Origin of the sequence: Devosia sp., assembly GCF_041917035.1 — a bacterium.
Taxonomy (GTDB): Bacteria; Pseudomonadota; Alphaproteobacteria; order Rhizobiales; family Devosiaceae; genus Devosia_A.
On record NZ_JAYRYM010000142.1, the window covers coordinates 1 to 10,538 of the forward strand.

A 10,538-nucleotide genomic window follows, 5' to 3' on the forward strand; every position below is an offset into this window, starting at 1 on the left:
GATCGGCCTCGAAGGCCCGGGCCCGGTCGAACCACACCTTCATCGGGCCCTTGGCGGTGAGGAACTGCTCCTGGTGCGAGACCAGCGGGATCTTGCGCCACGCCATCACCGGCTTCGCCCCGTCGCGGAGGATCCTCAGCAGGAGTTCGGTGCCGATCACGCCGGTGTCGAAGACATCGTGCGGCTGGTCGCGATGCCCCACCACCGCGGTGGCGTTGGCCATGATCTTCTCGGTGATGTTGGCATGGTGATCGAGCCCGAGGACAATGGGGATGTCGGGCCCGAGAATCTGCCGGCAGAGCGCGATCTGTTCGCCCTCGACATCGTCGATGCCCTCGGCGGCGCAGGCGCCGTGCAGCTGCAGCGCCAGCCCGTCGATGGCACCGGCCATCCCGAGCCCCTCACGGATCTTGGCCTGGAAGTAGTCGAAGGCCTCCCGCGAAACGCGCCCTCCCGCCACCGCGAAGCCGCGGATGATCGGGATGGTGTCGATCTCGAGCCCCGACTCGTCGACGACCTTGAAGTGGCCACCGATCTGCCCGAAGGCGCGCAGCTTGTCGACGATGTCCTGTCCCTCGTGGATGCCGAAGGAGTGGTAATCCGCCAGTGTCGTCAGCACCGGATTGAAGTCGTTGGTTTCCTGGGCGATGTGGATGAGGGCGATGCGCACGGTTGATCCTCCTTCAGTTGCCGCGGAACACCCGCGTCGGCCCCACGGGCCGCTCGACACGATCTTGCCGCCGACCCGCGGCGGCGTTCATGGGGACCGCGAAGCACTCGACAGGTGCATCGAGATCCGCTCCGCCGCCACCTTGAGCGCCACTGCCGCGGCATCGGTGCGCTCGCGTTTCATCCGCCGCTCCGGCGCGGACAGGCTGATCGCCGCCACCGGATAGCCGGCCCGGTCGAGGATCGGCACGCCGACGCACATCAGCCCGTCCTCGTTCTCGCCGATCTCCACCGCATAGCCGCGCCGCCGCACGTCCTCCACCTGCCGGCGGAACTTGCGGGCGTCGGTCAGCGTCCGGTGCGTCATGGCCGGGAGGTCCCGATCGCGATCGGCCAGCCCGCCGGCATCGGGCAGGAAAGCCACCATCGCCTTGCCCAGCGAGGTCGAATGGGCCGGGTGACGGTAGCCGATCCGCGCCTGTGCCTTGACCGGCCGCTCCGGCTCCAGCATGTCGATGTAGACGACCTCGCTCTCCGACAGGACGGCGAGGTTGACGGTCTCGTGGAAGGTCTCGACCAGCTGCCGCATCTCCGGCTGCGCCACCTCGCGCAGGGCCATCAGGCTGCGATCGATCTGCCCCAGCTGCCGGAAGCGCCCGCCCACGCCGTAGCGGTCGCGCTGCTGGTCATGGGAGAGAAAGCCCGCCGCGGACAGCGTCTGCAGGTAGCGGAACACCGTCGTCTTGGGCAGGCCGAGTTCCTGCACGGTCTCGGTGAGGGTGACGTCATGGCCCTGCCGGGCCACGTAATCGAGCACCTGCAGCGCCTTGGTCACGGGCTGCACGATGTAGTCGTCGGCCAGCTTGCCCATGTTCTGTCCCCTTCAGAAGAAGGTCTTGAGACCGCCGGTCACGCGGTAATCTTGGTCCACCAGCATCAGCAGCTGCCACTTGTCGAAGGTGGTGCACGGATGACCGATGCCGAAACCGACCATGTCGCCGGTGGCGAGCGGCGAGTCGGGCGGCAGCTCCATGTGGCAATGCTGGTCGTTGAGTGCCCTGACCACGTGGCCTGCGGGCATCGGCTGCGGCGCGGCCATGCCCGCACGGTACCACTTGAGCGGCACCGGCAGCCCGGCATCGAAGCCGACGTCGCGCTTGCCCATGGTGAGGATCGCCCGGATGTCCTCGGGCCGCGACTGCACATGGGCCCAGACCTCGAGCGCCGGCTCGAGCCCGCCCGGCGGCAGGGGCAGCGTCGTTTCCTTGACGATCCGCGCGAACGCCTCCGCGTAGGCGATCGAATCGTGGGTGAGATAGCAGCCCGAGCGCAGCACCCGCAGCAGCGGGAGGCCCAGTTCGACCGGCCCGAGCCGCTCCCCGACGCGATCGAAGAAGGCCGAGCCGCCGGCCGACAGCACCACCGGCCGGTCCGCCGCGAACAGCCCCTCGGCCGCAGCCTGCCGCGACAGGGCGACGACATCGTCCACCAGCACCTGCGCGGCGTCGGCTGTGGGCAGCAGACCCTCGAAACACTCGAACCCCGCCAGCGCCAGGCCCGGCGTCGCCGCGATCGCCCGCGCCAGCGCCAGCGCCTCGTCGCGGGAGCGTGCCCCGGTGCGCCCGCCGACAAACCCCATCTCGACGAGCACGCGCAGCGGGTTGCCCTGCGGCGGCGGGCGGCGGCGGGCGCCCTCGCCGAGCAGCGCCAGGCCGTCGGCGCCGTCCGCCAGGCAATAGAGCTCGGTCCCCGCCGACAGCGCCGCAAAGCAGGCATCGACGGCGAGCTGCCCGACGGGCTGGTTGGCCATCAGGATTCGCCCGACGCCGAAGCGACGGCAGACCTCGAGCTGCTGCACCGTTGCTACGGTGATCGCCCAGGCCCCGTCGGCGACCTGCAGGTCGAACAGCGCCGGCGCCATCGTCGTCTTGCCGTGTGGGGCGATGACAAGGCCATTGGCGGCCAGAAACGCGCTCATCCACGCGCTGTTGGCGCGGACCACCGGCTCGCGGATCACCGCCAGCGGCAGCGGCAGGTCCCCCGCCAGCACGCTCCAGCCCTGCCGACCGACGGCCCCGACGGCGAGCGGCGGCAAACCGTAAGGCAGCCCCTTCGTCGACACATCGAGCGTCAGGGCATCAAGGGCCGCTAGGTCGAGTCTGGGCAGCAGGGACATGGTTCCATATCGTAGAATGAGCGCGGCGTGCCGATGCCACGAGACTGCGTTGAACTCTTCCCAGATGTCAACACTGCCATAGGATGGAGCGCTTGCTGTCGATCGACGGCATCTGCTAGCTATTCTATAGCGTGGAACGACAGGACAGGACTCCCCGATGGCACGACTCGGCGACGGCACGGCTGACGGTCGCGTCCCCACGGTCGCGGCCCGCATTCAGTCCGTGGCGCGCGCCAAGGCCCTGCTCGACGCCATGGCAGCGGGCGAGTGGGTCCTGCTGCGCGATCTGGCGGCCCGCACCGGCCTCGCCAAGACAACGGCCTTCAACCTCGTCACCGCGCTTGTCGATGTCGGGCTCGCCGACCGCGACGCGACGGCCGGCGCCTACCGGCTGAGCCTGCATCACCTGGTCTACGGCAAGGCCGTGGAACGCCGGCTCGACATTGCCGCGATCGTCCGTCCGCACCTGGTCAGACTGTGCGCCACCACCCGCGAGACGGTGAACCTTGCGCTCCCCGGATCGGCCGATGCGGTCATCGTCGAGAGCCTCGAGGGCAGCCAGACGCTGCGCGTCTCCTCCTACTCGGGGACGCGCGCGGCCTACCACTCGACGGCCTGCGGCAGGGCGCTGTTCGCCCACCAGTCCCGCAGCTTCCGCGACATGATCTACTCCATCGGCCCGCTGGCGGCGGCGACGGAGCGCACGATCACCGACCCGGATCAGCTGGAAGCGGTGCTCGACCGCTGCCGCCGGCTCGGCTGGACGACCGAATACGAGGAGAACGAAACCGGCGGAGCCTGTGTCGCCGCGCCGGTCTTCTCGCCCGCCGGGGAGGCGATCGCCGCCGTCAGCATCGCCGGGCCTTCGGCGCGTTTCGAGCCGGAGACCATCGAGCGGCTCGGCCGCCTGCTCGTGGCGAGCCTCGCCGAGATCACCGCGGAACTGGCCCGGGCGCAGGGCTGAGACCAGCTGACAGCCACCGTCAGGCGGTCGTCAGTCCGCCCCTGCTAACCCTGCAGCAGGCGCAGATCGCGCTACTGCAAGGGAGAACACCGATGCGCAAGACCGCAACCGCCACACTGCTCGCCAGCCTCCTCGTCGCCGGCATGACGACCCCTCCGGCGCTCGCCAAGGACGGCGACGTCACCCACCTGCTCACCCTCGCCCAGCTCAAGTCCTACTGCGCGGCGGCCCCGACCCGCGAGACCCGGGCCCGGCTGTCCCGCAACGACGGATCGAGCATCGTCGGCCGCATCGAGTGTGACGCCGAGTACCTCAGCGGTGGCGAGGATCGCCTCGCCGGCAGCGCCGGCTTTTCCGCGATCACCTTCCTCGCCGCCGACAACGACTGAGTCTTGCGGGCGTCGGACCGATCGCCGGCTCCGGCGCACACGTGGAGCGCGCCTGCGACGCCTGCGCGTCCGGGCGCGCGCCGCTTCACGCGGCCCGGGGCGCGAAGCTGACCCCCAGGGCCGCTTCGATCTCCCGCAGGTGGGCCGCGACGACCGCCTTGTCCTCCTGATGGCGCCGCGATGTCGGGAGGCGTTCGGCGAGAATGCGGGCACTTCTCAGCAGTGCTTCGCGCTCATCGATCCGCGCCCTGAGCAGGAAACGCGTCCACACCAGCGTGTCCAGCTGGCTGACGGGCACGGTCTCCTCGGTCCACTGGCAGTCCCGAACGGCGCGCAGCAGTTCGGCATAGTAGCGCACCGCCAGCCCATCGGCCCCGCGCGCACTGACATGGGCGTAGCACTGGGCGTTGGCGATATCGAGAAGCAGCCGGTTGGCGATGGCGGCGTTCCGCCGGATCCACGCCTGGGCGAGTGTCCGGGCGCGCTCGAAGAGCTCGGTGGCCTGCTGGATGTGGGCGTTCGTCTGGGCGTTGCGCTGATGCGCCTGCGGCGCCTCGACGTCGAAGTAGCGACCGCCTTCGACATGCTCCCAGAAGTTGAAGTGACATATCCCCTGCTGAAGCAGGTAGCGCGGATCGGCGTTCGGGCCTTTGTCGTCGCGTCGCTGGCCGCTCGCCTCATCGAGGTCGGCGAGGCAGGCCTCGAGGACGTCCTTGGTCGGTCCCCGGTACCGTCGCCGGGTCAGGGCGCGCATGTAGAACGCCTCGTGGCGCGGCGTCGAATCGAGATGAAACGGCCAGTTGACGGCCATGTCCGCAAACAGGAAGGCGCTGTCCCAGCGATCCTCGATGGCCTCGAGGAAACTCGAGGCCAGGCACTTTTCGACGAGGCTGGGATGGCGTTCGGTCTCCGCCGACGTCACGGGATCGTGCCCGTCCTCACGCGCCCGCGGCAAGCGGGCAGCCACCATCTGGCGCAAACGGCCCACCCCGTCGCGGGCCTGCCCGCCGTCGCGCCGCAGCACCGGATCGTAGAACAGCACAGCGATGGTGCTGACCGTATCGCGGCTCCAGACCAGCACCGGCTGGCCGCCGCCGCGCCCCCCCTTCGGCGGCTCGGCAAAACTGGCGCTGCCCTGACTGAACCGCCCCTCGCCCTCGAAGAAGCCGAGCAGGGCGTTGTTGAGGGTGATGTCCGCCGACAGTTGCGTCGCCGCCGCCCGCACGAGGTCGTTCAGCCGGTCGCGATCCGCACTGCGCAGGATCTTCAGAATCTGCGCCGTCGGCGCCTTGCCGACCTCGCGCCACGGGGCGATCGCGACAGTGAGATTGTCGGCACCCTGCCAGAGTTCCCGCAGCGCCGCGATGCGCGCCTCGAGCTGGCGCTCCTCCAGAACCTCGCCGCGGCCGGCGTCCGGATAGGCGAGGGGCCGCAGCGCCCGCACCGCCAGCAACAGCGCGCGTCGGCGCTGCCGCAACTCCGCGATCCGCTGCTGGAGGTCGCCGCCAGTGCTCCAGCTGGCCTGGCGGAAGGCCCCGATCCGGCGCAGGTGGAGATCGAGCTGCGCTTCCGGCACGGCGGTCGAATAGCGGTACGCTTCGCTGTGCACGACCTCGCTTCGGGTCAGCAGCTGCAGCCTGCGCCTGCCCTGGTACCGGGTCTGCAACTCGGCATTGATCTTCCGCAGGTATCCGATGGCCTGCGCATCGCGCGTGCTGGAGCGCACGATGCGGATGTGCTCCTCGTCCTCCGGCCCGGACTCGCCCCGCTCCCGCCGCTCGAGTTCCCGCTGGATGCGGCGCTCGGAGATCGCCGTGGTCAGCTTGCCAACAAGCCTGTCATCGAGCTCCGAGACCGCAACCGTCCGACCGACGATGGCGCTGGCATCGATCAGGGCTGCGTGCTCCAGCAGCTCGCGCAGCCGGCCCTGGGGGGTCCGGGCATTCTGGGTCATCGCCAGGAACAGCGCGCCGGCATGGTCGTTGAGGTAATGGAGCAGCTCGCGCTCGAGCGCGTTCCGCCCATCCCCGCCGCCCGCGGACTCGAGGCGCGCGACCATCTCCTTGAACCGTGCGTCGGCCTCGAGTCCGCGCAGCTCCGCCATCGCCTGCATGACGATCGCCTGGAAGCGGTCGAGCGACTCGGCGTGAAAGAAGGCCTCGGCATTGCGCAGCTCGACCCGGTGCGGAGGCAGCAGCACGATCCCGGACGGGACGAGATGCGGCGCCCCGCCGAAGAAGAACCGCTCGAGGACCGCGATGTCGAGGGCGGCATCGATCGGGCTGTTCCTGCCGTGACCGTCGGGCAGGACAAAGGCCTCGATCTCGGTGAAGTCGACCGCCCAGTCGATCTCGCCACCCTGCTGCCGGAACGTCAGATCGTCGATGGCGTCGTCGATGTCGTTGAGCACCTGCCGCGAATAGCGCAGGTAGTCGCCGATGCTGTCCTGGCCCGGTTCCGTTGCCGCCAGTCCGGTCATGGTGTTGCGCTCCTCTCGCCGAGCCACCCCACGAGGTCATCGATCGGGCTGGACAACTCCAGTTCGACATCGGCCGCTTCGGCCAGCCGGACCTGCTGCACCTGCACCCAGGACGCGGCCCGCCCACCCGCCACCTCGCCCTGCAGCAGCACCGCCCCGCCGGTCCGGCGACGCACCTCGAGGCTCAGAGGCGCCGACTGCCAGGCCACCGCGAAGCTGCGGTCGAGGTCGGACAGCAGATCGAGAAATCGCGGCACGAGATCGCGAGGCGGGACGGACGTCACGACGGTGGCGACCATCCCGCGCAATTGCCGCGCCAGGGTCGGGGTCGCTTCGGAAAGGAGGTAACGCAGATCCAGCAGGTCCGCGTAGTCGGCGGGGTCGGGGAAGTCGTCCGGGTTCGGCTTCGCCAGGAAACCGAGCACCGGCAGATCGATCCGCTGTCCCACAGCCAGATCGACGAGTTCGCGCTGGAGGTCCTCGATGGGCAGCATGGCGCCGATCAGCGCCACATGCGACCGGTTGAAGCGCCATTGCGCGACGGCGTCCCGGGGGGCGGCGAACGGAGCAAACTGGCTGTCGCCGAATTCGCGCTCGCACCAGTTCCACTCCCACCAGCGCGCCCGCTGCGCCAGTTGCCACAAGTGCGGCCGCTGTCCGGACCAGTCGGCCAGTTCCCTGAGCAACTGCCGGAAGCGACGGATCTCGCCGCGCAGCTCGTTCGGACGGGCGGTGGCGAAACGCTCCAGCAGGCTGCGATGGCAGGCCACGATCCGCCCCGACAGCTCACGGGACAGCGCCGGCTCTCTCTCGTCGGGCGTCATCGGAAATCGACCCCGTGAAGGGCGCTGCGCAGGGCCTCGATCACATCGTCCAGCTCATAGATCCCCGACCTGAGGCACTGGTCGGCATAATTGTTGAGGGCGGAATTCACCTGCCGCAGCTCGTCGACCCGCGTGTAGAAGCTCGAGAAATCCGTGATCTCCACCTCCGCCCGCGCCAGCAGCTCGGCCAGCCGGTCCGGCCAGGGCTGCTCGTCCAGCATGCGCTGGATCTCCTCGGGCATCCGCTGCAGGTAGCGCATCTGCCCCTCGGTCCGGCACAGCGCCGCAAGCTGCATCGAGCTGCGGGCGCCGCCCCGCATGGCCCGGAACTCCTGCCGCATCAGCGCCGAGTGGGCGCTCCAGTGCCGCCGCGATTGCACCGGATCGGGGCCGACCAGGGCGAATGTGTCCTTGAGATCGATCATCATCTGGTTGGTCAGGGCGTGCAGGCTCTTGAAGGCCGCCAGTTCCACCTCGTCGAGGACGAAGGCGTCGAGCGCGGCATAGACCGACTGCAGCCGGCGCACGCAATCCTGCCAATTGGCGCCCGCAGGCGACCCGATCGTGGTGATCACCGCCGCGATCGTGCCCGGAATATCGACGAGCGCCCTGGTGTTCTCCCACACGTCCCTCTCCCTGCCGTCCCCGGCAGAAGAGAGCAGCAATCGCCGCTCTCCGGATCAGGACTTCCCCGTAGGTCCTCACACGAGCGCCAGAGGCCGCCCGACCGGGCCTTTTTCCGCCTCGTGAAACCATGCGGGATTTACTTCGCGCGCCACTTGGGGCCTGCTTTGCTCCACCTACAGGAGGAGCCCAACTTGCCCGTTCACTCACCCGCCGGCAGCGCCGGCGCCGATCGCGCGTTCCTCTCGTTCGACAAGTCCGCCGAGGCCGTGCGCAACAATGCGCGCTGGATGGCGGGCGGCGTGAACAGCAATTTCCGCCTCAACATCTCGCCTACCCCGCTGGTGTTCGAACGTGGCGACGGGCCATACCTGTTCGACGTCGATGGCAACCGGCTGATCGACTACTACCTGGGCATGGGACCGATGATCCTCGGCCACAAGCCGCGGGCCCTGGTCGACGCTGTGACGGCGCAGATCCAGAACGGCATCCTGTTCGCCGGCCAGTCCGCCATCGAGGCCGAAGCGGCGCGGCTGGTGTGCGAACTGGTCCCGTCCGCCGAGCGCATGCGGTTCGGCTCCTCCGGCTCGGAGGTCGACCAGGCGGCGATCCGGCTGGCGCGCGCCGCCACCGGCAGAACCAAGGTGATCAAGTTCGAGGGCCACTATCACGGCTGGTTCGACAACGTGATGTGGTCGACCGCGCCCGCGCTCGACGCCGCCGGGCCGGCGGACGCCCCGATTCCGGTGGCCGGCAGCAAGGGCCAGCTCGCCGACACCGCCGACACGCTCGTCGTGCTGCCCTGGAACAATCTCGAACTGGTCGAGGCCCGACTGGCGCAGGGCGACATCGCGGCGGTGATCATGGAAGCGGCGATGTGCAACGCCGGCGCCGTGCACCCGCTGGCCGGCTATCTCGAGGGCGTGCGCGAGGCCTGCACGCGCACCGGCACGATCCTGATCTTCGACGAGGTGATCACCGGCTTCCGCCTGGCGCCGGGCGGCGCGCAGCAGCGCTTCGGCGTGATGCCGGACCTGTCGACCTTCGGCAAGGCCATCGCCAACGGCTTCCCGGTGGCGGCCATTGCCGGCCGGGCCGACCTGCTGGACATGTTCGTCACCGGCGGGGTGGTGCATGGCGGCACCTACAATGCCCAGCCCATCGCCATGGCCGCGACCGCCGCGACCCTCCGCGGGCTGACCCCACAGCTCTACAAGGGTATCGAGCGCACCGGGACCATGCTGATGGAGGGCTTCCGCGAGGCCTTCGCCTCGGCCGGCGTTGTGGCGCAGGTGACCGGCTTCCCGCAGGTCTTTCACGTCGCCCTGGGCCTCGAGCGGCCGGCGCGGGACTATCGCGACCTCGCCCGCATGAACCGCAAGGCCTACGTGGCGCTGACCACCGCCCTGCTCCACCGCAGTGTGCGGGCGCTCGAGCGCGGCGCCTGGTTCCTGTCGTGCGAGCACGACGACGGCGTCATCGCGACGACGATCGACGCGATGCGCGACGCGGTCAGGGAACTCAAGGCCGCCGGCACACTCTAGGCTCCGCGGCGTGCGGCCGCGATCATCTCCGCGGCCTTCTCGGCGATCATCATCACCGGGGCGGCGGTATTGCCCGAGGTGATGCGCGGCATCACCGAGGCATCGACGATGCGCAACCGGTCGCAGCCATTGACCCGCAGCTCAGGATCGACCACCGCCCCCGGATCGTTGCCCATCCGGCAGGTGCCGACGGGGTGGAAGATCGTCGTGGCGATGTCGCCGATCCGCTGCAGCAGCTCGTCCTCGCGCGTGACCGACGGCCCGGGCAGGAACTCCTCGGGCGCAAACGCGGCCAGCGCCTGCGTGCGCATCAGGCGCCGCACGTGACGGATGGCGGCGAGCGCCACCTGCCGGTCGCCCTCGGTCGACAGGTATCCCGGCCGGATCGCCGGCACTGCGGTCGGATCGGCCCGCTCCATGTGGACGCTGCCCCGGCTTTGTGGCCGCAGGTTGCAGACGCTCACCGTGACCGCCGCGAAGCGGTGCAGGGGTTCGCCCAGCCGATCCGTCGACAGCGGCTGCACGTGGTACTCGAGGTCGGCCGTCGCCCGGCTCGCGTCGGAGCGGGCAAAAATGCCGAACTGGCTCGGAGCCATCGACAGCGGACCGGAGCGGCGCAGCGCATACTCGAGACCCATGCCGACCCGGCCCCAGGGGCTGTGGTACAGCGCATTGAGGGTGCGGCCGCGCGCCAGCCTGAAGACGGTGCGGATCTGCAGGTGGTCCTGCAGGTTCTCGCCCAGTTCGTGCGCGGCATGGCGCACGGGAATGCCGAGCGCTCCCAGCACCTCCGGCCGCCCGATGCCGGAGAGCTCCATCAGGCGCGGCGTGTTGACCGCGCCGGCGGCGACGACGACCTCGCGACCGGC

10 protein-coding genes are annotated in these 10,538 nt (G+C 69.7%); 3 read left to right on the forward strand and 7 right to left on the reverse strand.

What is annotated here, in order from left to right:
* From ACE3TU_RS14340 to ACE3TU_RS14350, 3 genes are all read right to left on the reverse strand, one after another.
* Nucleotides 1-670 (reverse strand): M81 family metallopeptidase (locus ACE3TU_RS14340; protein ID WP_374625326.1); only part of this gene is annotated, 670 nt, incomplete at its 3' end.
* Between the two features lie 87 nt (nucleotides 671-757).
* Nucleotides 758-1,540: an IclR family transcriptional regulator gene (locus ACE3TU_RS14345; protein WP_374625328.1), complete on the reverse strand. Its 783-nt coding sequence runs from the start codon at nucleotides 1,538-1,540 to the stop codon at nucleotides 758-760.
* 12 nt (nucleotides 1,541-1,552) lie between these two features.
* The gene (locus ACE3TU_RS14350) at nucleotides 1,553-2,845 is read right to left on the reverse strand and encodes an amino acid aldolase (RefSeq protein ID WP_374625330.1); all 1,293 of its coding nucleotides are present in this window, start codon (nucleotides 2,843-2,845) and stop codon (nucleotides 1,553-1,555) included.
* Nucleotides 2,846-3,002: 157 nt separating this feature from the next.
* Here ACE3TU_RS14350 and ACE3TU_RS14355 point away from each other — a divergent pair, with 157 nt between their 5' ends.
* Both ACE3TU_RS14355 and ACE3TU_RS14360 read left to right on the forward strand, forming a co-directional pair.
* A complete protein-coding gene (locus ACE3TU_RS14355; protein ID WP_374625332.1) occupies nucleotides 3,003-3,809 on the forward strand; it encodes an IclR family transcriptional regulator in 807 nt (268 codons plus the stop codon).
* Between the two features lie 92 nt (nucleotides 3,810-3,901).
* Nucleotides 3,902-4,198 carry a hypothetical protein gene (locus ACE3TU_RS14360; protein WP_374625334.1) on the forward strand — a complete coding sequence of 99 codons (297 nt, stop codon included), beginning with the start codon at nucleotides 3,902-3,904 and terminating at the stop codon, nucleotides 4,196-4,198.
* 85 nt (nucleotides 4,199-4,283) lie between these two features.
* On the opposite strand, the gene ACE3TU_RS14365 is transcribed toward ACE3TU_RS14360, so the two are convergent.
* From ACE3TU_RS14365 to ACE3TU_RS14375, 3 genes are read right to left on the reverse strand one after another with little or no spacing between them, the layout of a single operon-like run.
* On the reverse strand, nucleotides 4,284-6,677 hold the full coding sequence (locus tag ACE3TU_RS14365; RefSeq protein WP_374625336.1) for a hypothetical protein: 2,394 nt from the start codon (nucleotides 6,675-6,677) through the stop codon (nucleotides 4,284-4,286).
* Nucleotides 6,674-7,501, reverse strand: a complete 828-nt coding sequence (locus ACE3TU_RS14370) for a hypothetical protein (protein ID WP_374625338.1) — start codon at nucleotides 7,499-7,501, stop codon at nucleotides 6,674-6,676. The genes ACE3TU_RS14365 and ACE3TU_RS14370 overlap by 4 nt, the downstream gene beginning before the upstream one ends.
* Nucleotides 7,498-8,166, reverse strand: coding sequence for a hypothetical protein (locus tag ACE3TU_RS14375; RefSeq protein WP_374625340.1), 669 nt, complete (start codon nucleotides 8,164-8,166; stop codon nucleotides 7,498-7,500). Before ACE3TU_RS14375 ends, ACE3TU_RS14370 begins: the two co-directional genes overlap by 4 nt.
* Nucleotides 8,167-8,319: 153 nt before the next feature.
* Between ACE3TU_RS14375 and ACE3TU_RS14380 the strand changes: the two genes are divergently transcribed.
* Complete coding sequence (locus tag ACE3TU_RS14380; RefSeq protein WP_374625342.1) at nucleotides 8,320-9,669, forward strand: aspartate aminotransferase family protein; 1,350 nt, start codon at nucleotides 8,320-8,322, stop codon at nucleotides 9,667-9,669.
* On the opposite strand, the gene ACE3TU_RS14385 is transcribed toward ACE3TU_RS14380, so the two are convergent.
* Nucleotides 9,666-10,538: GMC family oxidoreductase (locus tag ACE3TU_RS14385; RefSeq protein ID WP_374625344.1), on the reverse strand; the 873-nt coding region annotated here is incomplete at its 5' end. The two genes, ACE3TU_RS14380 and ACE3TU_RS14385, sit on opposite strands and share 4 nt — an antisense overlap.